Genomic DNA, 20,644 nt, shown 5'->3' on the forward strand with positions numbered 1-20,644 from the left:
CCCGTGAACGCCGCGCTCTGAACTCCCTCGATGAAATCCGGGGGAACAGGTAAGAGGTGTCAGACTCGGAACACTAGTGCCCAAGTTGCTTCAGCCCGCCGATATCTGACACGCGCATCACAGCATGGACCTTCTTCCCCCGAGAAAACATTGTTTCGAAGAGGCTCAGACCTTAGACGTCAATTACACCAACCGGGTAAATAACGGTGGATGACAGCAATTCTTGATAGGCGATCACCGGCACATGCAGACCCTGCTTGCTCAATGTATGAAATAGCGCACGGCGGACATCCTGCTGAGCCACGACAACAGGCGAAACACCCGGTAAAAAGGCACCAGGTACCTTCTTCTTCACAATGCCGGTCAATTGTTCGGTGATCACACTGTCCAAAACGAGATATTGCTGCTGGTCGGTGCTCCGAATGCCTTCGCGCAAATGGCTTTCAAGAGTCGGAGACATTACTAGAACCGGTAAATATTGGTTGCGAGAAAATAGATTGGTGATCACAGTTGCCATCGCCACCCGCACTTGCTGCAGCACCACTTGCGGGTCAGAAGAGCTCGTCGACGTTTCGAGAATAGTTTCCAAAATCAGCGGCAGCGAATTAATTGGAATTTTTTCCTCGCACAAATGCTTTAGTATCGTTGCAATCAGCGTGTTGGAGACATTTTCTTTGAGGTCTCCAGCCAAAGCTTTGTTTTGTTCGATTATTTCTTCAAGGGCAGCGGAAACCAGTTTTACCGACACAAAGGCTTTGAGGTTCTCGGAAACAAGCTCGCGCGCTTTTTCCAGGATCTCCTGCGAAGGCAGCAGGAATGGAATGTTCTCTGTCTCCAAGGCATCTAAGTAGTCTGTACTGATCCGGCTGGCTTCCATGAACTCAAAGTTCGCAACCGTGGGGATATTCAACTCGTTCAAGTACGATGCGTTGACTCTAGCAAAGACCGTGCCGCTCAAAATCGTACCGCCCCCTCCACGTTGGCCCAGAATATCAACCTGATACTTTTCTTCTTCGTTCAAGTTGAGCTCGATACGCCAGTATCCCACATCCACGCCATAGCGTTTTTTGAGCGCCTTTTTGCAGGCAACCATGTCCCGGCGAAATGCTTCTGCCTCCTGTCGAAATGCAGAGTTGGGCAAATAAATCGTCACTCCAGGTGGAACACCTGTGCGATCCAACACCTCATCACAACTGTCATTGTTGCGCTGAATAAAGTCTATCCACTCCAGTTTGACCTCTTCTTCGCCTACTTCCTTGTTTTGCTGCTTTGAGACATAATAAACAGCGCCGGAGAGTGTCGCACCGATGGCGATAAAGATCAGTGTTGGGAAACCTGGTACAAACCCAAATAAACAGATAACACAGCCGGCCAGGATAGCTGTTCGCGAATTTGCCGTAAGCTGCACCGCGATCTCCGTGCCCAAATCCAAACCACGCGGGTTTGTCACACGAGTAACAATCGTGCCAGCAGCAACAGAGATCAGCAGTGCGGGGATCTGTGCCACAAGCCCATCGCCGATGGTCATTAGAGCATAAAGCTCAAGCGCATCTGAAAACGGATAACCCAGTTGGAAGACACCAATCGCAATGCCGCCGAAAAGGTTAACGGCCGTGATCACCAGCCCCGCCACAGCGTCGCCCTTAACAAATTTCATGGCACCATCCATGGCACCGAAAAGCTTGGTTTCCTGCTCGAGTACTTCCCGCTGGCCCTTAGCCCCTTCCTGATCGATGTTGCCAGCGCGTACGTCGGCATCAACGCTCATTTGCTTGCCAGGCAAGCCATCCAGCGTAAATCTCGCACCGACCTCCGCGACACGATCAGCCCCTTTGGTGATGACAACAAACTGGACGACCGTGATAATCAGGAAAATCACAAGACCAACGATCAAATTCCCGCCGATAACGGTTTCACCGAAAGTCTCTACGATTTTTCCCGCATCTCCTTCAATAAGGATTAATCGGGTGGTCGAAATTGAAATTGCCAATCGAAATAGGGTAGTCACAAGAAGAAGGGAGGGAAAAGTTGTGAATTCCACCGGACGCTTCAATTGAATCGCCATGAGCATGATTATAATAGAAGCCGCTAAGTTGAGCGCGATCATCACGTCCATCAATGCTGTTGGCAACGGTATGATCATCATCATAATGACGATGACTACGAGCCCTATCAGGTAGATGTCCTTGTGCTGGCCCATCAGTTTTCGGAACTAGTTTCCGTAACCTGTCCAGGCTCCCGCTGGTCAGGGCTTTGAACACCGCCAAAAACCTCTGACGCATTGTTGATCGGGACGTTGATCCGTTTAGCAACGGTAACTTCAGCCCCCTCAAGAGCCGTTAGAGCTGCTTCAACCGTTTCGGCATATCGTTGCGGTCCCGTAACACGCAGCACTTGGTTCATTCGACCGACACAATGCAGGAACCGATCCTGATAGATTCCAAGCTCCTGCAATGCCGCAATCCCATCCCGAGCAAGAAGAGATTCCAGCGCGATAACTTTGGTTTCAATCGCAGACACAGGCAGTATTTGAAGCACAGCCCCATCAAAGTACCAGGCTAGGTCTGCAGCGCGCGCCACAGCTTCTATGAACAGAAACCTGGTGTATGCTTGGTTGGGTAGGTCAATTTGAACATCTTCAACCGTCGGATCGATAAAGATCCCAATCTCAAGATCTTCTGCAAAGGCCCGCAGCACACTTTGAGCGAACACGCCCCGGCCTGTAAAAGGATAGTCCCGCACCTGTTCAGGAAGGCTCGCTACGCTATCTGTCGTAGGCGATGGAGGGATGCACTCGGCTGCGGCCGTCGTTACACCTACGACATGAGCACCGAAGATTATAGCTGCAATTGGTTTCATTGCTCTAATACGTAAACCCAAATCCACGAACGTCGGTCACACCTCTAGAAAGCTTTTTCCCCCTGTGCTCGAAGAGGTGTTGTAGGTTACCCCTTGTCGAAACCCGTTCCTTCTTTTCCACCGGCGGCTCCGAATATAACGGCGTCAGAACAAGGAGAAGGTTCAGGCTATCTTCTGATACTGAACTGCGCCCAAAAATCGATTGCGCGACCCGACTCAACGGAGCCCGGCTGGGTCGCGTCGCGCTAAGCCGAGAAAGGTCGCGCGATAGTCCAGCCAGGAGAAAAGGTTCACCGTCCTTAAGTTCGACCTTGGATGAAACCGACCGCGTCACGAAGTTTTGCAGAATATTTCCATCGACCTCAGATGTGGTCGACGCTGGGTTTGATATTTCGCTGTCTACCGTGAGGCGAATTTTCCCACCAGCAGCGACCTCAGGTTTGAAAAGCATCTTTGTCCCAAAGAAGCGGTATTCCACACCTGTGCGCCGTACGGGATCCTCTTCGGTTGTGTCTAGTGTTCCGCCTACGGGTACAGGAAACTGACCTCCGACAGTAAGGGTCGCAGGCTCACCAATCACGGTCGCGATCGTTGTATTTTCAATGAGACTGACCAATCCATTTGTTTCAAGAAGCTGCAGTGCCACTAATAACTTTGCGGGATCGGACGCAGTACTTTCGTCGTAGGAAAGCGAGATTTCGGCAGAGTTAGACGGCGTGGCGGCAATAGTCAGCCCGCTTCCGGAAATGCTTAGATTGTTTACGCCTCTCGTACGCGTCTTATTGCCTTGCAACTCATAAAGCTTGACGTTCAGTCGTACGATGTTCGAGGAACTAACCTGGATTTGATCAACGACGATGCTGTCCTTCACGAACGCTTCGGCCGTCTGAATAACACCGGCGCGCACCACTTCGGATGGGGCTACGCCACGAACCACTAATTGACCGCGAGATGTACCAAAGACCACCGCCGCACTTGGGTAGAGCCGTGATACCGAACTTCTCAACTCGGCGAGGTTTGGGATCACGCGCAGTGTCTGCTCGATCACTATAGAACCATCCTCGCCAGTGGCAATCAGGCTGGTTTCGCCTGATTGTTTTGCAAAGATAAAAATTGAACCATCATCAGCGATCGACACGTCCGCCAGAGACGGGTCCGCAATGAATACGTTGCTTATCATCTCGGACCGAGAGATCAGTTCGCCTTTGCCTTCTTCCAGCACCATAACACCCTGTGCCGACGCGATGTTGCACCATACGACAAGCGTAAGGATCAGCAACAGCATCGGCCGAATAGACCGCAAAAGCACGTATTTTGTCATGAAGTCTCCCATCCGCTGGCGTGACTGAATTGGACACGCATTGCGTACTTATCAAACAATGGGTCACTGGTCCACAAAGTGCTGGAATGCAGCATGGCAGAAACCGTCTCGAACTTCTCGGATAGCGCAAGGCTTGACGTGCTTTCCTTGCTCAAAGTCAATGTGTTACGTAACAAGGCATCATTCTTTGCTACTGCCGTTTTGGGGACAGTTGTCTTTGATCGAGTCGGAGCGGTCTCCGTAACCTGACCAGCCCTGGTTGCCTTTTCGGGCTGCTGCTCATCATTGTTTCCGCTGGTGCTGTTCTCCATCTGACGAACAGAGTTTGAAACCCAACTCGCGTCCAGTTCCATATCATCTAGGGTGTCGCCCTTGCGTGCCCGGCCCGCGTTTCCCCTCTCGACGCCACCATCGTTGTCTGTGGCCTCTTCATAGGCGCCACTGTGCCCCGCGTCGAAAACACCGCGCATTTGCTGGTTCGACTGCTGCCCCGCGACTGGCTTTTTCGTGGCTGCGCCCCGCCGTTTCTCCCGCTTCGGTGCGAGCGCACCATCATCTCGAGCTTCTTCCGACAAAGCACTGGCGTCTGTTCGGACGGCAACCGGCTTCGCCGTTACATTTTGGGTCAAAGACACGGTTTTTCCCCTCCTCTGATATTCGCACCGTAACTGCTAACCTGCAGCGGAGAAATTCATAAGAACCTAATTCGTGATAAGCATTCCATATGACACTCCACGGCCAGGAGGATGCAGCCTTGTCTGATATTGATCTCGCAGCGGAAGCTGAAATTCTAAATTACCCATCCCACCTTCATGGTATTGATCCAGTTGTGGATTTCTCCTTCCAAGAGATGTCAACAATTGTCGAACGCTTCTCCTCCAGTGCCGACGCTCTTCATCTGATCAATCACTTGATCGACCATCTTGCATCGGACGACACACACACGACCATTGACTCCACTCTTCTGCAAGATGTCATCAACTTGTTGCGGGGTGAAGTCGATCTTATCGGTTTTTCAAATGCAACACGCAGCAGTATCATTATTATCTAAGGTAACTCAATGTCCCGTGAAGCAGACGCAATATACCTGGTTGCGAGCTACAGTATCCAAGGTTTCTACATCGAGAAGGCGGTTAAATATACCGAACTGGCTGCCCACCTATTTCCCAAAGATAGCAGGCTTATTGAACTTCACAGCTACGCGCTGCTCCTCAAAGGGGATTTCGATGAGGCGGAGGATGTGCTGAACGCAAGTGCTATCGATACCACGAATACCAAATATCTAAGAGCAAGGCTGGGAATGCTTCGGCAGTTATCCGCCGAAGAGAGGGGCGAGAGAATTCGAAGGGCTCTTGGTACTTACAATAATTGATTGACCACTTTGAACTACGATACCGGTAACCATAGCCAGCTTCCGTACCATCCCATCTGTACTTCGGGACTCATAAAAGAGACAAGGCGGGAATACGCGCATCGTCTTGTAGCCATTCCCACTGTTACTATAGTATTGCCATGTTTAAATCTCGACGCAGGTGACTAAACGCTAAAAACAAACCGAGAGGCTTGGTCAGAAAGCTTCTTGCCAGAGTAAAGGCGCTTCTGATCAGATATTCACACATGACACTACGTCTAAATTTTTTGATGTCGAATACCGAATTTCGGAGTGCATGCGATATATTAGATGAACAAAATGCCCAGGTAAGTATTGCGCCTGCTCTAGATGTACCCGCGCAGATTATTTTTGATTGGAGCAATGTCTCCTTTATTGCCCGCCGGTCGTATTCCTACGATGATGTATTCGATAAATTTATTCATAATTATTTTTGTGGCGGCTACTCGGGCATAGATTTTGTTGGCGTTTCTCCTACCCGACCGGAGCGGATCTATCGCGCCAAGGTTGTGGATTTTTTTCGTAGCACTATCCAAAAAGTTGGTGCACGGAGTATTCCGGCGCAATTCTTTATTCTCAGGGTCAGCGATCCCGACCAAGATCCTGAAATAACCCAATTTTTCGTTCGGCAATCCACAATCAGTGCCTATAAGCGATTAGCAAAATAAACTTCAGGAAATTCTTTCTGAGCACTCCGGTATTTACCTGGAGGAGGTCACGTTAAAGGCACCCCGTTGGTTGCGAAATCTCATAGTATCGTTTTTTCATATATATCCTAACGAGCTGAAAACGTGTTCCGCATAAGGTGAAAAATCGGATCGCTAAGTGCTCCACGGTGCCCAGCCGCAAATATAGGCAGAGGAATCGTATCGTTTTGAAAGGACAAACATTGAAAATTTCTTCCGGCTGCCAGAAAGCGCGCAGTCCGGCTTGATGTGATAACAGGACAGCCATGCATTCGTATCTGATGACCAAGCAGCTCGCCACTGTTTAGCTGTACCAGGCGTGGCGACTTTCCCTTCGACATTCGGACCCGCTTTTCAATCTGCTCCAGTACCTTGGCACCAAGACCTGAGGAAACAAAACAGATGTCTGGCAATTCATCCCAAGCGGCCCGCTTGAGCCGCTTGCAGGCCGTTTCTGGTACAACCAGAACCAAATCTTCATCTCCGATATGGCGCAAATCGAAATGATGGCTATGACTGTCACCCATAATAATACCCATGTGCAAGCTACGACATCTCAGTTGTTCCAGTATTACTTCCCGCGCTTGTTCTTCAATGACCACTAGCTTGTTTGTTTTGGTTAGCTCAATCGAATTCTCAAGCTGACACTCAAGTCCGGTAGTCAACCCATGCTGTATTGCAATTCGAATAATCTTCATACGGTCAGGGGCTTCGTTTAGCTCGTCAAGCTCCCGTTCAAATGAAGAAATAATATTGCGAAATGCATTGGCCGCTTTTTGACCCTGAGATGTCAGTTGTGCCTTTCGGACAGTTCCGGCTCTTTCAAAAAGTGATACGCCGAGCTCTTCCTCAATTTGGTTAACAATCATCGTGGCTGCCGGCTGGGTAATATTTTCCTTCGAAGCCGCCTTGCCAAAAGCTCCGCATTCAACCACCGAAACAAATACTCTCATCTTTTTAAGCGAGATATTTCGCATTCTTCATCTCCTTACAGTGGACCACTATTCCAACGCGGCACGGCGATGCGACGCTGCCAAGCAGGCACTTGGTCCCGCTTCTAGTTTCAAACGGAGACACTTCATATCACTTTTATATTTCCCAATTTTTAGATTGTGCGGCAATACAAACAAGAGATGTGTATTATCCAAAAGAAAAGAGGCGAGAAAATGCCCATATCAGATTGTGATAGGCGAAGAATCGGTGGCTTCATGCTCGCCGAACGCCCAAAGGAAGTCGCGTCTAGCCTGTCCGTTAAGTTATTGATTTCAATTATTTTATTAAATAAGCCGGTTATGTCCAGTGGCCAACTTAATTGCGAGGGCAGACGACTTATCCACGGACGCGGAAGTAGATCACCATTTGTTGAGATCGGCACACTGAAATGTCGATGTGAGTCTTGCCGTGCAATTAATCACCCTTAGGCCGGCCTGCGGCATCCTGTATCGGCCCCGCCTGAGCAGGCGGCGGTTATGTTTAGGGAAGTGGAGGTTTGGACCTCACCCCGTTTCTGGCGTGGTCTCCATATGACCACTCGGGCTTCGTTCAGTCGGGCTACCAGCTCACTCAAACTACGGTTTCCCGGCGAGGAGTGCCACCTTGCTTCGTTGTGGTCGGTTTGATCAGATCGATACGGGCAGACACGATGACGTTTCGGGATGAGTGTCCGGATCACGTCTCGTTCACATCAATGAGAAGCTCACCCAAAACGTGCCAAAATCGTAAACCCATCCCGGACCGGTTTCAGAGGTCAAGGCCACTTCTGACGATCCCATGATCGCGGAATGTAGAACACGGACGTCGGCCGTTCCCCTCGAATGCAACGCCTATCATCGCTGGGTGCTGCCATGTCGCATCTCTAATCCGTAAGCTGAGAAGAGCAACACGCACTCCGAGACGGCACAGCATCACTACGGCCACGTTTGTGCGATTTTTATTCAACTGAGATTCCAGGAAACAACCTGACAATGCGCGTCACTTCAAGCGTCAACGCGAATCGATTCAACGAGATAAGTCATTGCAATAGTGTTGGCTGGCACACCATGAGAGCACTTCGGCCAAGAATAGTCGGCAGATGGTGAAACATGCGGCATGCTTGATGGACTCTCCGGCTCGCAAACACTAGCAATGAAGTTGGCTGCCACCATCCTTGAAACGCCCAGCTTTGTAACGCTGAGGTAAGTTCTTAGCGAGTTGTGAGATGCGCAAGTATCAGCGTGTAAAAAGTCTACAATTTGACCACTTGGGGAACCAATAATGATATCGAAATATTTGACCATCTTTCTTGCGTCAGCAGCGCTGTCTGGTTGCGTAGCTGTGGAGAATCGTTTGGGTTGGCAGGGAGAGGTTTCTGCCGCTAGACAGCTTTTGCAGTTTGACGAGCGGGGCCGCGCTTTCGACGTCCTCGACTCTGTTCTAGAGCAGTACAGCAACAATAGCACCGTATTGACTGCACTTGGGGAACTCTATCTGGAGTACGACGCAATTCTGCGCGCCCGTGCCGCATACACACGGCTGGAACAAGCCGGGCAGCCCATTGAGGCACAGTTGGGATTGGGCCGGGTTGCGCTCAAAACAAATAGCGTAACCGACGCGCGCACGCACCTGAACGCGGTACTTGCAGCCGACCCAGCCCGAATCGAAGCACTGAACGCATTTGGCGTTTCTCATGATATCGCAGGTTCGCACCAGACTGCGCAACAATTCTACCAACGAGCGCTGGCGCTCGACCCTGGCTATCAGGAAGCCCACAACAACTTGGCGTTCTCACTGCTCTTGTCTCGGGATTTCAATCATGCAACGGCTCGTTTCGAGCAACTCGTACAGTCATACCTTCGCAATCGCACCTACAAGCTAAACCTCGCGGTGGCCTACTATGCCAAAAATGATTCCGACAGCGCGTCTCGGCTGGAGCTGTCGAATTCGGAACGCAGCGCTGCGCGTGAACTCGCCGCAGCGCTATAGCTCGCCGGTAGTCTTGTAGAGTTCCACGATGTATTTTGCCATTCCAGCGTCGACAAAGTTGTCGACTTTTGCCTTTTTGAACATACCGCTGACAAGCGAGGATGATTGAACCACCTTCGCGCCACCGCCAGAAAGCTTTTGCACCAAATCAGGGCGCATAGTTTTGGTCTTTAGTAACACATAGGGCGGCAAGTCTGGCTCGTCGGGGTCGCGGTGAAGTACGATCATTCCATCGTCGGAATGTATTACATGTGTTGCTGAGGATAACGCAGGGCCGTTCATGTTACGGTGTGCAATACTCTGACGTTCAGCTTTTATCTCGGGATTACCATTCGCATCTTTCTGTTCACGCTTTACGTCATCTTTCGACATCTTATTTTGTTTAGTGTACAGAGCGTTCTGGATCTTAAAGTCCAGTACCGAGAGTATGAACAGAACCGCACAAACGCCATAACAAAGCGACTTCAAAAGATACAAAAAAACGTCAGCAAAACATGGCAAGCCACAAAAAGATGCGGCCACCACATCGATAAAGTTATACCGCACCACAGCAAAAGATAGAGCGGTTATGGTGATGAGAAGTATCAATATACGAAAGAAATTATAAAGTGTTTTTAATGAAAAGATATTTTTTAGGCCGCTGATCGGGTTAAATTTTTCAAACTTGGGAGAAAGTGATTGTGGTGAGAAGTTAAACTTATTCAGGAGAAGTGTGATGAATAGCGCTAACAGGCCATTCGCCATAGCTACCACAAACACAATTGAAATTACGCTGCGCGCCTCAAGTGCAACCTGTATGCTGACCTCCTCAAACGGCCGATGAAGGCTCTCAATTGTGTTGTCGAAAAATCTGACGAGGTCCGAGGCTACAGAACCCGCCATGGAGATGATAAAAACGCTCGTGCCTATAATAATCATCGCTTCCAAGGCGTTCTTTCGTTCGGCGACATTTCCTTTTTCTCGCGCCTGGTCGATCTTTTTTTCTGTTGGTTTTTCTGTCTTTTCCCCACTCATTGACGGAGTATCCTGGGGAGGTTGTGTAGCCCATCGCCAAACCCATCAAACGCGATTGGCATCAGTATGGCGATATAGACCATCAATGAAATGACAACGACGAGCGACTTCGCGGGCATGCCGAAAGTCAGCGCATTGATCGTCGGAGCGACCTTGGCCAAGTAAGCTACCGCGATATCAATGATCAGTAAGAAGCCAGAGATTGGCATGATAAAGATGATCGACGTCAGCAGCAATGAGCCAGTCAGATCAAGAAAGACAGGTGCAAAGGTTTGATCAAAATAAGGTGCCTTCTCGAGGATGGGCCATATCTGGTAGCTGGTAAAGACAAAGTCGATAAACACGAGAAGCCCGCCCATCGTGAAGAACCACCCACTAAAGATTTGCTCGAGCAAAATAGCAGTTGGTGTCGCCTGGGAGGAGCCTGACACGACGTTGAAATCCTGCGCCATTGTACTGCCGCGCTGCGTATCCAGTAGAACACCTGCGATCTCAATAGATCTCACTGGAAGCCAGATCGCGAAACCCAACAATAATCCTATGATAATCTCCTTCAGCAGAAGGAATACCAGGTCGTGCTGCCCTTCCATACTGGCGATGTCCGGCGTGGCAGAAGGTGTGACTGTGATCGCCAAAGCAACAACAAAAGCCGACCGTACGATTCCAGTTGATGATTTTCTACTTAAGAAAGGCGACGCATAGACAATACCCGCAATGCGCGCGCTGCTCAGCGCGAGACCGATCAGGACAGCTGGTAAGTCTTGCGGGGTGAGGGCATCAAAATCCACCACGCTAAAACTGACCCTGTTCGACCATACCAAAAACAATATTCATGAAGTTCATCATCTCACTTGCCATCCACGGGCCAGCAGTAGACAGCACGAAACCAATCGCTAACAGCTTCATTCCAAAACTTAGCGTTTGTTCCTGGAGTTGGATAAGTGTCTGTAGAAGAGCAACCAAGAGGCCGACCAGTGTTGCGGCTGCAATGATCGGAAACGAAATCTCATAGATGATCGTAAGAGACGCCTTGGCCAGGTATAGGATGGAGTCTTCCGTCATATCATTCTGCGTAACTTAAGATCAGGGCTTGCAATAGGCGCGACCAACCATCGACGCTTACAAACACCAAGAGCTTGAGTGGCAGCGATACCAGCATCGGTGGCACCATCATGGCCCCCATCGCCAATAGGATATTGGACACGATCATGTCGATAGCCACAAAAGGTAGAAAGATTAGAAACGCAATTTGGAACGCACGCGTTAGCTCGCTCGAAATATGTGCCGGCAGAAGAATAAGCAGACTGTCCTCCGTTGCATTGTCATGTATCGGCTCTGGCCACAGATCCAGTGCGGCCGAGATGAAGAATTCAATCTCGCTGTCGCCTGCAAACTTACTCAGGTAGGTGACGAATTCCCCAGACACAACCTCCCTTATTTGATTAGCCTCCTCCCAACTGGTGAGCGTGTATCCCCCCTGCGTCAGTTGTTCTTCGATCGCCAGTCCAATTGGGGCCATGATAAAAATCGTTAGCGATAACGCTATGGAGTTGATTACCAATGTGGACGGGGCTGTCTGGGTGCCAAGAGCGTTTCGCAAGAGCATCAGTACAATCACAATCTTTGTGAATGATGTCGCCATCACCCCAAGGAAGGGGATGAAACTAAGCCCGACAACGAGAAATAGAAGCGGAAGAAAGGAAGGAACCTGATCGGGCGTCATGCGCGCAACTTCAAAAACCACTTCGTGATGCGAACGCCCAATGCACGATCCACGAGGATCAGTTTGCCCTCACCTAGTAGCTTGCCCTCATTGACTATCCTGATTTGTGTGCCGAACTCTTCAGAGAGCGGTAAGGAACTACCGGGTCCAAGGTTTTGAATTTCGGCAAGACTCATGGGAATTGAGCCGAGCTCGATGTCAATGTTGACGGCAACCTCTTCCAGATCAGGCACCGCATCTTGCGGCTCCATGTCCGAGGAAATCACATCCACTGACACGGCGTGCATTTCGGGTTCTGCCTCCTCTACGACAATGCGATCATCGGACATGGTGCCAATCCAAACTTGCTTGTCCGCGACAATACGGACCTGCCTTTCGATATCGGCGGCGGACAGCATATAAACATAACCTTTTCTTATCTTCGCGAGAGCACGAGACGTGATTTCGGTCCGTGGAAAACGTACAGTAACGCGCTTACAGAGTGTTTGAAGCCTCTGAGATAGAGGGAAATCCGGCTGCTCCGGTACGTCGTCAAACACATCGCGGATACGGAGCCCCACCTTTGCGCTCCCCCCTTCCCATCGGGCCAGAACGCATAGGTCGCATCGCACTTCGGATTCCTGAGCAGACGCAAACTTGAAAATTGCGTCGGGAAGCCCAATCTGCTCCAAACACGAAAACACAGTGAAATGCTGCAAAATCGCTTCGGCTAAAGTTGACATTGAACTGCCATTTTCGGAAAATCCAAGGAAACTGTGCTGCGCATGAGCCAGGCAATTACTAGGGATATAAACATCCATATCTGCCACACGGGTTCTCAACCGCACAATGCGGTAATCATTTGACAGAACAAGCACGTCCGGCTCCATGTGCCGGATCTCGACATCTTGCTGCGCAAAATGATTGCCGAGACCGATATGCGCCACCAGCAGGTTCACCAAGCGCGCTGTTTCAACCTGCACCCGTTCGATCTGCATGGTGCCTATCCTCGGTTTCCGTGCTGGAAGATGAGCTCTGCGATATCTTCGGCCTCGGCCTCCTCGGCCTCCGCTTCCGCAAGGCGCTGAAGCTGCGCTTTCTGATCACACAACGTTTCGATCCGCTCTTTCCGATCCGTAAGCACCTTGTTTTCGACCTGACATGTTTTGAGATGATCTTGCGCCTGGGACATCGCCTTTTCGGCATTGTTGACGTTGCTTATTAGGTCGTCGGCGCTGCTAGCGGCATCTTTGAGCGTTTTGTGAATGTATTCGATATCTATAGGACGGATCTTTTTGCCTACGATATCAGCCAGAAGCTTGCGTTCCATCTCAGCCAAGTCACCTTTGAACGCATCAAGCACTTTTAGCGCGGTTGAGTAGCCTTTGCGGCGCGCAGTCAATTGCTTTTGTGCTGTCGCTACACGTGCCGTCGAACTTTGGCACCGCCGGGTTCTGATACTCAGGATCTGACCAATGTCATTCATCCGCCAACCATCTCATTAAGTGCAGAGAGTGTGTCTTCAATCGGATTGGGTTCATCCACACGCTGTTTAAGGAACGCGAGCATCTGTTCACGCAACGAAATCGCCTTGTCTACGATCGGGTCACCACCGGACTGATACTCACCAATCTTGATCAGCAATTCGTTCTCAGCATATGCGTCGTAGAGTTCCTTGAAGTGTATTGCTTCATCTTGGTGTTCGCGTGTGACGACCTGGTTCATTACTCTGCTTGCTGATGCTAGAATATCGATTGCCGGATAACGCCCACTCTTGGCGACCTCCCGGCTCAGAATAATGTGTCCGTCCAGCAGGGATCGCGTTTCATCGGCCACCGGTTCGTTCATGTCGTCGCCTTCCATAAGCACGGTATAAAATGCGGTGATGGAACCATTGTCAGAGTTGCCACTACGTTCCACCAGCTTGGGAAGCTTCGAAAAAACAGAGGGCGGAAACCCCCGTCGTGTTGGTGGCTCCCCGGCAGAAAGTCCTATTTGTCGTTGCGCGCGGGCAAAGCGGGTAAGGCTATCGACCATAAGCAATACCTTGTGTCCCTCCTCTCGGAAGGCTTCCGCGATGGCGGTCGCAGTATAGGCCGCTTGGACTTGCTCAACTGAAGGCCGATCCGAGGTCGCCACAACGACAACCGAACGCGCCATACCCGCGCTTCCAAGGCTCTCTTCTACAAATTCGCGAACTTCCCTGCCTCGCTCTCCGATCAGCGCCACGACGACACGGTCACACTCCGCAAAACGGATCATCATAGACAACAGCGTTGTCTTACCGCCCCCTGCCGCCGCGAATATCCCAATGCGTTGACCAACAGCACAGGTAAGCAAACCATCAATGGCCCGCACACCCGTTGAAAAGATATCCGCGATTAAAGGACGAGTCATGGCCGAAGGCGGTTCATTGTCGCTTGGGAAGTATTGTGTGCTCCCGAAGGAACCATGCCCATCGATGGGCTGACCTTGACCATCAAGCACCCTCCCCAAGAGCGGGTCACCAACAGGAACCATGAACCCGCCGGACACGTTTCGAATGGGCGAAAGGGAGGAAACGCCGGTAAGGGCACCGTAAGGCGTGAGCAAGGCGCCTCCATCATCAAAGCCTATCACCTCAGACAAAATGTGCTGACCATCGCCGACATCAATCTCACAGATGTCGCCAATGCGGAAATTGCCGGATGCCCGGACCACGGGTCCCACGGCCGACGTAATACGGTTGGACGTTTTGATCTTATACTGAAGCCGCGTATCTTGCATGGATCAGCTCCAAAGCTCGTCGACAAGACTGTCTAAAATAATCTGCTGATCAACTTCGTAGACCCGCATATCGGTTACGATCTTGATTGCTCGCGGTGTCATGTCCTCGCTGGCAATCAACTCAACAGCACCGCTCAGTCGACTGGCATCGTCATCGTTTACATAGCTCTCGACCAACGACATGACCGTCGGGTGCACACAAATTTGCACATGCGGCTCCTCACACACGTTGTTAACAACAGGTAAGATCAAATCTGCCAAAAACTTGTTGTCGGGGATGTTGTCAAAGACCTTTCCTAGACATGTGTGCACGTGGGTTTTGATTTCTCGCCTCAGGTCGTCTACTTTGTGCCTGAGGTCTGTAACTGCGGCGTCAACTTGGGCAATGGCCTGCGCATGCGCCTGAGCAAAAGCCGCTTCCGCCCGATCTTCGATATGTTCGCGTGCAGCGCCTATCTCCTCCTGGTGGTGCTGCCTAAGTTGCGACAGGAGGTCGGTGGCCTCCACGAGCGTCGTAAAATCTGCTTCGGAGTAGAATCCTGATGCCCAATTCAATTGTGCTGACGTTCGATTGAAGACAACTGCGCCCATGTCGCTCTTACCTCAACCACTTGAGCGTTATTGCCACGAGGATTACCAGCTTCTTTTGCAGGTTTTTAGTCATAGTTACTTCGGAAACATCTTTGAGCTCTTCAGCCGCCAGTTTTAATTGTAGGAACGGGCGGCGCTCCGTGCAGACCACAGCCAGAAGTGCGGCAGTTAGAGCGGCTCGTGTATGAACAAACTGCTCGGGCGTCGTTAGATCACCAAACTCGCTAAAACGAGGCACACCCAAATTGGGGTCGAATATCATTTTGAGAAAATCAGGTTGCCCAGAGCGCCCGGCCATCTCTCTCAGGAATTGGCCGTCGGTAGTTTGCAAAAGCGATTTCGAAAACAAAAACGCTGTTGCGAGGTCAAGAAATTGACCAAAAGTGTCTTTTCCCATTGGGAAAAGTGGAGAGAAAACCCGGTATTCCACACTCTCGATCGGGCAGCTGCAACGGCATGATTGCGCGATCAAAGACCATAGCCGGTCGCGGAATGCCGTGTGTGACCAGATTTTCGGCCAACTGCCCGCATTTTCAAAACCTATGAGACGGCTCAAACTCTCAGCTTCGGCGTCGGTAAAGGTGTCGTGCGGCGGTAGGATCTGCATGTTAGTTGTCCACCATGCGACGCTTTGAGCGTACGAAAATGAAATAGCCCAGCGTCCCAATGATCGTCACGACCAATAGCGCGCTGCTGACCAAGGCAAAGTAAACGAGCGTTTTCAGTGAACCGCTACTGTCTTGCAAGACATTGATGCCGAAGGAGCGGTCAAACTCAATGTCGCCCTGAGGTTGGCGCACTGGGCTCGTGACGACGCCTATGCGGTCATAACTGGCGTTGGGGACGGCAAAAACAACCATTTCCTTGATTTTGGGAACGATGGCGGACGATACGATTTCTTCATTCACTTTGACCATAACCGACACCATAGTGCCTTCGGATGTTTCGCCCGATCCATCACCAGAAGCATCAGCGATCTGCACATGCGCAGTCACAATACCGGTCATATCCGAAATGGCGTTTGCCAGCTCTTGGCTCTTGGCAAAGCTCAATTTGGCTCGCTCTTGCAAGGGCGTCACAACAATGCCCTCCGACGCGAATACTTCATCAACGCTTGTAAATTTCTGAGATGGTAACCCCGCTGCCTCCAGATGCTCCACGGCGCGACCGAAATGAGCCTCGGCAACAAGAATGTTCACACCATCCTTTGACGCCTCCTTTGATGCGAAAATACCTTGCTTTTCCAAGATGGAAATCATCTTGTTCGCCTCGGACTCAGCCAAATCGGAATAAAGTACGGTCTTGCAACCGGTCAAAACTAGCAATGCGCATAGAAGGAAAAATCTTACCCGCATTATTGACTACTCAACAATTTCTCAAAGCCTTGGTTCAGCTTGTTCGTCACTTTGAAAGTGAGTTCGGTCATCGTGTTTTGAACTGAGGATTCGATCTTTGACCGCACGCGATCCTCATTGCCCTCACTCACCGTGAGAAACTGCTGTTTCACAAAGTCTAAAGTCGCACGCTCTGATGCTGACATTTGCGTCGACTCCAGTCTTTCCAAGGACTGAAGCACAGCTTTTTTCATATCATCGGCACCAGAGAGACCTTCGAGTGTATCTTGGATACGACCACGCAATTTCGCGTCGTGCTCACCGATCCGATCCCAGAATTCGTTGCGATACTGCGCGACGGGTGTCGTGCCGAGAAAGTCGATGGTGGCCGTTTCGCTGGGAACTTCAAGCATACCTGTTTCCCCCTATTGACTCGCGATGGTCTCAAGCTTGGCAAGTGGCTCTGGGTGAACATCCAGGTCTTGCTGCAAGAGGCTTTTGGCGATCGTCTGAGCAAACGCAACGTTTCCAGCTTCGAAATTCAGGAACGTATAAAGAATGGCTGCCTGCTGCCCATTATGCTCAGCGTACAACGCGTTCGATGTATCAATCGCCTCGATTGCCTTAGTAATTTCTCCTTTGCGTTGGAGGTTGAGCGCCCGTAAAATCGCCGCTCCGGCATTGTTCGGACGGCTGACTTGCAGGAAATCCAAGATATTGTCGCACGGCAACTCAAGGTCCCCGCCAATCGCTATTGCAGCGAGGTTTCCCAAAATGAAAACATCGTCGGCAGCCGCCGTGACATTGGTCATAGATTCAGCTTCCACGTGACTTCCTCTCCCTTTACTTGAAACTTGATCGCACCCAGAGCCGCATCGACGATCTCGATAAACTGCACCTCCTCGGTGATCATTTCGTATTTCCGAACGCGGTCACCGGCTTCAGTCAAAAGATATTCATCGCCGCCGCTCCAGACTCCTACAATTTCGGCGTCTACAGCTTCACGCAGGATGTTGAGATGGTCGTTTTCAAACACCAGCGGAGGCAGCATGGGCATCTCTTTGGTTACCTGTTCCTGCACGCGCTTCTCCTTTTCAACCGGCATGTTCGCAGAAACCACAAATGCTCCGTCATCCAAGGTCACTTCTGTAACCTCAACGTCGAGGTACCGAGTGATGGTCATCAGAGCGGCAACGATCTCATCAAAATCAACCAGAACCAGCCTTTGATCATCGCCAACAAACTTCTGTGCGCCTGCATGGTCCATATCGCCGGACATATCGATGGCGTAAACAACCTCGCCCCGCGCGGTTTCCAACGTCGAAAGTTGAACAAGATCTTCCTGACCCCAGTCCATTGGAGCAGCGCTCACTGCCGCCAGTACGAGGTCGGAGCCGCCCGCATCCAAGATATCGGATGCGGCAGCCGCGCCCCCTAGGTCATTGAGCGCCGCGGGTGGAAGAATGAAACCAAATCCTATGATCATTGCAAATAAACACTTCACTGCCAAGAGGGTCGCGTCGAAGTGCCGTTCCTTGCCGGTTGCGCTTTCTGGCGCATCCATAGCTGTCACGACAACATCCAACTCGCCCATTTTCAGCACGGCTCCCGGCGTAAGCGGCTCCTCATTCTCAACCGCTGCCATCCGTGACCTGCCGGCGCGCTGCACGATCAGCGCGCATCCATCACCAGGTACTGCGACAAACCCATTGGGTGATCTTTTGAGTGTCGCGTGGAGCGGTGCAACAGCAGCACCGATCAGAACAACATCACAATCCAGACTGGAGCCAAGCGTCGCCTCATCTGTGTCCAGCGTCGCCGTTCGATCCGGCCAGCCTTCGGATTTGATGACCAACTCCAGCATTGATCTAGCCCGCCGCGTCCGACTTCATGCGCGCCGTCAAGACCGCAATAATATCTTGTGCTTCGATATATGCACGCGCTGCCGTCTCGGCCTGCACGCGAGAATCGTCGTCGATTTTGACTTGGCTCACGGCACGTAACATCGCCTCGCGACGCATGGACAGATAGGCGCTCACAGACTTGCTACCGCCCTTCCTCCCAGCCGTAAAAATATCAAAGAAGTTTGTATCACCGTCAAAGAATATGTTCTTTGTATCTTCCATGGGAACCTCCTGCGGTAAACTTGAAGCGCCACCACACTACAAGTGATTAAAATTTTCTTATGAGCGTCCTAAGCGAGGTTTTTGAGAATTGAAGGGATCAAATTCAGGGAGCTGGCAAGACCGGAAGCGCTACGATTGAGTTCATTTGTATAGCGATTGAACAATAGCATGTACCGAATTCTCTCAAAGCTGGCAGTATCCACTGCGCTCTTTGCCGCACCAAGACTGAAGTCTGATTTTGTTACATCGAGAGTATTTGGAAATTGCGTATTGTTATTAACACCCGGTATCGTTTGCATTGGATTCTGCGTTAAAATATCCATCTGCTTCCTCCAAATAGGCCGCCGCTCCAAATAAATCGAACGGCGGCACTGGGCTTAGTTTATTTGAGAATCCTTTGATTCTGACAACTTCTTTTTCTTCATATCCTCAAGCTGTTCTTGCTTCGCCTTCATCTGATCACGTTGCATTTTGTACGTCTCATCCCGGAACGACCTTGTCGCGCTTTCCACTTCTGTCTTAAGACTCATTGCTTTCTCCTTTAAAATTTGAGCCCAAATTAGTTTCCAATATACGAGGGCCCGGATCGCATATTGTATTCTGTGAATTATATAACGTCGGGATCGCCAAAGAGCTCCATTTCCTCTTTCATCTTCTCTTCGTCGAGCTGTTCTTCCATATGATGTTCCGTCATCATGTACATCATCATAGCCTTGCCCATCTCGAGTCTGAATTGATCCTTGGCCTCCTTTTCCGTCTTCTGCTCGTCTTCCTTATCCTTCGTTTTGTTATTATTCGGCTTTTTTGAACCACTATTCGAGCTCACATTATCAACCATGACTTTCTCCTATTCCCAAGCCAACTCCTTGGCCAAGTTGTTAGATTCTTCTTGCGTATCATTGGTGTTCGTTATACTTGACTCCTCAGAGACAGGAGTATTGTCGACCTTCACTTCTTTCTTTTTCTCTTCTGGTTCGGGCACATCTCGCCCTTGAAGAAGCGCTTTGTATGCATTCATATTTGTGAAGTTCATCGGCTCGATGGTAACATTCTGTTCTTTTTCGCCACGCTCGCGCTCGGTCGATTGCGTGCGATCGTCTGTCCGGTCAGGAGATGTGCTTTCATCACCTGTGCCTTTTCGCTTGGACTTCTGCGGAATTTCGACAGTTTCAGGCAGGACAAGATCCAAGGACTCTGGTATATCAATACCCAGCTTGTCCAACGTGTCACGAACATCAATTTCCCGACCATCAGCATCGTCCGTCCGGTCACGTTGATCTCCGTCGTTCGTTCGATAGGTGTTCGGCGCTGGATCTGCGCCGTCGCGCGCATTGGACGAAGACGAGGGACCGTCTGCGCGGCCACCACCCTTGCCTTTGCGTCCACCACCGACTTGATCCAGGCCTATGTCAGCTGCGATGTCCATCGCACCCTTCAGATCGCCCTCCATGACAGCCTTAGCGAGGTCGACAAATTGCAACATCATGTCCGCGCCAGTGGCTGAAAGCACGATTTCCTTAGCCACCTCCATAAAGCCCTTAAGATCGCCTTTGATCAGCGCTTCAGCCATTGCTTTTAACTGGTCGAGGCTGACACCAATCGTGGCTTCCAGTACTTCACTCAGATTCTCGAGGACTTGCTCCCCAATAGTCTTGAGCGTGGACAAAAGTTGTTCACCAAATTGCTTTAGCGCGCGTCTTGCAGCGTCCATGTTTCCTTCAAGAACTGCTTCGATTACCGGCATTGCGGCTTTGGCAAGTTCTACGTGCTCATTGAAGATCTTGATGAAATCCTCAAAGAGTTTTTTGAAGTCCAATTCGATAAGTGCTTTGACCGCTTGCACGATCTTCTGAATTGTCGCTCGGATGAGATTTTTGTTCCAATTATAGAAAGC

Annotated in this window: 27 protein-coding genes; 4 read left to right on the top strand and 23 right to left on the bottom strand. The window is 50.5% G+C overall.

The features are described 5' to 3' along the window. Positions 1–172 precede the first annotated feature (172 nt). Genes Q1A75_RS19705 through Q1A75_RS19720 form a run of 4 tightly spaced genes read right to left on the bottom strand, consistent with a single transcriptional unit; the run spans position 173 to position 4,815 of the window. Entirely contained in the window at positions 173–2,200 is a 2,028-nt protein-coding gene (locus Q1A75_RS19705; protein ID WP_299545817.1) for a flagellar biosynthesis protein FlhA, read from the bottom strand. Continuing rightward, a complete protein-coding gene (locus Q1A75_RS19710; protein WP_299545815.1) occupies positions 2,200–2,859 on the bottom strand; it encodes a hypothetical protein in 660 nt (219 codons plus the stop codon). The genes Q1A75_RS19705 and Q1A75_RS19710 overlap by 1 nt, the downstream gene beginning before the upstream one ends. A 4-nt stretch (positions 2,860–2,863) precedes the next feature. After that, positions 2,864–4,180, bottom strand: a complete 1,317-nt coding sequence (locus Q1A75_RS19715; protein WP_299545813.1) for a pilus assembly protein N-terminal domain-containing protein — start codon at positions 4,178–4,180, stop codon at positions 2,864–2,866. After that, on the bottom strand, positions 4,177–4,815 hold the full coding sequence (locus Q1A75_RS19720) for a hypothetical protein (protein WP_299545811.1): 639 nt from the start codon (positions 4,813–4,815) through the stop codon (positions 4,177–4,179). The genes Q1A75_RS19715 and Q1A75_RS19720 overlap by 4 nt, the downstream gene beginning before the upstream one ends. An 89-nt stretch (positions 4,816–4,904) precedes the next feature. On the opposite strand from Q1A75_RS19720, the gene Q1A75_RS19725 reads away from it, so the two are divergent. The 3 genes from Q1A75_RS19725 to Q1A75_RS19735 all read left to right on the top strand — a co-directional run bounded on the left by Q1A75_RS19725 (position 4,905) and on the right by Q1A75_RS19735 (position 6,238). Next, positions 4,905–5,231: a hypothetical protein gene (locus Q1A75_RS19725; protein WP_299545809.1), complete on the top strand. Its 327-nt coding sequence runs from the start codon at positions 4,905–4,907 to the stop codon at positions 5,229–5,231. A gap of 9 nt (positions 5,232–5,240) precedes the next feature. Continuing rightward, positions 5,241–5,552, top strand: a complete 312-nt coding sequence (locus Q1A75_RS19730) for a hypothetical protein (protein WP_299545807.1) — start codon at positions 5,241–5,243, stop codon at positions 5,550–5,552. Between the two features lie 245 nt (positions 5,553–5,797). Beyond that, positions 5,798–6,238: a hypothetical protein gene (locus Q1A75_RS19735; protein ID WP_299545805.1), complete on the top strand. Its 441-nt coding sequence runs from the start codon at positions 5,798–5,800 to the stop codon at positions 6,236–6,238. Positions 6,239–6,345: 107 nt separating this feature from the next. Here Q1A75_RS19735 and Q1A75_RS19740 read toward each other — a convergent pair whose 3' ends face one another. Beyond that, positions 6,346–7,233, bottom strand: coding sequence for a LysR family transcriptional regulator (locus Q1A75_RS19740; protein ID WP_299545803.1), 888 nt, complete (start codon positions 7,231–7,233; stop codon positions 6,346–6,348). Between the two features lie 1,291 nt (positions 7,234–8,524). Between Q1A75_RS19740 and Q1A75_RS19745 the strand changes: the two genes are divergently transcribed. Next, positions 8,525–9,217 (top strand): tetratricopeptide repeat protein, encoded by a 693-nt coding sequence (locus Q1A75_RS19745; RefSeq protein WP_299545802.1) that lies wholly within the window; start codon positions 8,525–8,527, stop codon positions 9,215–9,217. Here Q1A75_RS19745 and Q1A75_RS19750 read toward each other — a convergent pair. The 18 genes from Q1A75_RS19750 to Q1A75_RS19835 form a co-directional block, all read right to left on the bottom strand. Beyond that, positions 9,212–10,231, bottom strand: coding sequence for an EscU/YscU/HrcU family type III secretion system export apparatus switch protein (locus tag Q1A75_RS19750; RefSeq protein WP_299545800.1), 1,020 nt, complete (start codon positions 10,229–10,231; stop codon positions 9,212–9,214). The two genes, Q1A75_RS19745 and Q1A75_RS19750, sit on opposite strands and share 6 nt — an antisense overlap. Next, a complete protein-coding gene (gene sctT, locus Q1A75_RS19755) occupies positions 10,228–11,019 on the bottom strand; it encodes a type III secretion system export apparatus subunit SctT (RefSeq protein WP_299640973.1) in 792 nt (263 codons plus the stop codon). The genes Q1A75_RS19750 and sctT overlap by 4 nt, the downstream gene beginning before the upstream one ends. A 4-nt stretch (positions 11,020–11,023) precedes the next feature. Continuing rightward, complete coding sequence (gene sctS / locus Q1A75_RS19760; RefSeq protein ID WP_299545797.1) at positions 11,024–11,293, bottom strand: type III secretion system export apparatus subunit SctS; 270 nt, start codon at positions 11,291–11,293, stop codon at positions 11,024–11,026. A gap of 1 nt (position 11,294) precedes the next feature. Then, positions 11,295–11,954 (bottom strand): type III secretion system export apparatus subunit SctR, encoded by a 660-nt coding sequence (gene sctR / locus Q1A75_RS19765; protein ID WP_299545795.1) that lies wholly within the window; start codon positions 11,952–11,954, stop codon positions 11,295–11,297. After that, the gene (locus Q1A75_RS19770) at positions 11,951–12,931 is read right to left on the bottom strand and encodes a FliM/FliN family flagellar motor switch protein (RefSeq protein WP_299545794.1); all 981 of its coding nucleotides are present in this window, start codon (positions 12,929–12,931) and stop codon (positions 11,951–11,953) included. The genes sctR and Q1A75_RS19770 overlap by 4 nt, the downstream gene beginning before the upstream one ends. Positions 12,932–12,936: 5 nt before the next feature. Further along, positions 12,937–13,419, bottom strand: coding sequence for a hypothetical protein (locus Q1A75_RS19775; RefSeq protein WP_299545792.1), 483 nt, complete (start codon positions 13,417–13,419; stop codon positions 12,937–12,939). Then, a complete protein-coding gene (locus Q1A75_RS19780) occupies positions 13,416–14,699 on the bottom strand; it encodes a FliI/YscN family ATPase (RefSeq protein ID WP_299545790.1) in 1,284 nt (427 codons plus the stop codon). The genes Q1A75_RS19775 and Q1A75_RS19780 overlap by 4 nt, the downstream gene beginning before the upstream one ends. 3 nt (positions 14,700–14,702) lie before the next feature. Then, on the bottom strand, positions 14,703–15,290 hold the full coding sequence (locus Q1A75_RS19785) for a hypothetical protein (RefSeq protein ID WP_299545788.1): 588 nt from the start codon (positions 15,288–15,290) through the stop codon (positions 14,703–14,705). Positions 15,291–15,297: 7 nt separating this feature from the next. Next, on the bottom strand, positions 15,298–15,897 hold the full coding sequence (locus Q1A75_RS19790; RefSeq protein WP_299545786.1) for a hypothetical protein: 600 nt from the start codon (positions 15,895–15,897) through the stop codon (positions 15,298–15,300). A gap of 1 nt (position 15,898) precedes the next feature. Continuing rightward, positions 15,899–16,645 carry a type III secretion system inner membrane ring lipoprotein SctJ gene (sctJ, locus tag Q1A75_RS19795; RefSeq protein ID WP_299545784.1) on the bottom strand — a complete coding sequence of 249 codons (747 nt, stop codon included), beginning with the start codon at positions 16,643–16,645 and terminating at the stop codon, positions 15,899–15,901. Beyond that, complete coding sequence (locus Q1A75_RS19800) at positions 16,645–17,037, bottom strand: hypothetical protein (RefSeq protein WP_299545782.1); 393 nt, start codon at positions 17,035–17,037, stop codon at positions 16,645–16,647. The genes sctJ and Q1A75_RS19800 overlap by 1 nt, the downstream gene beginning before the upstream one ends. A gap of 12 nt (positions 17,038–17,049) precedes the next feature. Next, positions 17,050–17,451 carry a hypothetical protein gene (locus Q1A75_RS19805; RefSeq protein WP_299640981.1) on the bottom strand — a complete coding sequence of 134 codons (402 nt, stop codon included), beginning with the start codon at positions 17,449–17,451 and terminating at the stop codon, positions 17,050–17,052. Continuing rightward, positions 17,433–18,488, bottom strand: a complete 1,056-nt coding sequence (locus Q1A75_RS19810; RefSeq protein WP_299592785.1) for an FHA domain-containing protein — start codon at positions 18,486–18,488, stop codon at positions 17,433–17,435. The genes Q1A75_RS19805 and Q1A75_RS19810 overlap by 19 nt, the downstream gene beginning before the upstream one ends. Positions 18,489–18,492: 4 nt before the next feature. Continuing rightward, entirely contained in the window at positions 18,493–18,750 is a 258-nt protein-coding gene (locus Q1A75_RS19815; RefSeq protein ID WP_299545776.1) for a hypothetical protein, read from the bottom strand. Positions 18,751–18,818: 68 nt separating this feature from the next. After that, positions 18,819–19,073 carry a hypothetical protein gene (locus tag Q1A75_RS19820; RefSeq protein ID WP_299545774.1) on the bottom strand — a complete coding sequence of 85 codons (255 nt, stop codon included), beginning with the start codon at positions 19,071–19,073 and terminating at the stop codon, positions 18,819–18,821. 54 nt (positions 19,074–19,127) lie between these two features. Continuing rightward, entirely contained in the window at positions 19,128–19,280 is a 153-nt protein-coding gene (locus Q1A75_RS19825) for a hypothetical protein (RefSeq protein ID WP_299545772.1), read from the bottom strand. Positions 19,281–19,357: 77 nt separating this feature from the next. Beyond that, positions 19,358–19,588 (bottom strand): hypothetical protein, encoded by a 231-nt coding sequence (locus Q1A75_RS19830; protein WP_299545770.1) that lies wholly within the window; start codon positions 19,586–19,588, stop codon positions 19,358–19,360. A gap of 9 nt (positions 19,589–19,597) precedes the next feature. Continuing rightward, positions 19,598–20,593 carry a hypothetical protein gene (locus tag Q1A75_RS19835; RefSeq protein WP_299545768.1) on the bottom strand — a complete coding sequence of 332 codons (996 nt, stop codon included), beginning with the start codon at positions 20,591–20,593 and terminating at the stop codon, positions 19,598–19,600. Positions 20,594–20,644: the final 51 nt, after the last annotated feature.

Source organism: uncultured Tateyamaria sp. (genome assembly GCF_947504105.1).
GTDB lineage: Bacteria > Pseudomonadota > Alphaproteobacteria > Rhodobacterales > Rhodobacteraceae > Tateyamaria.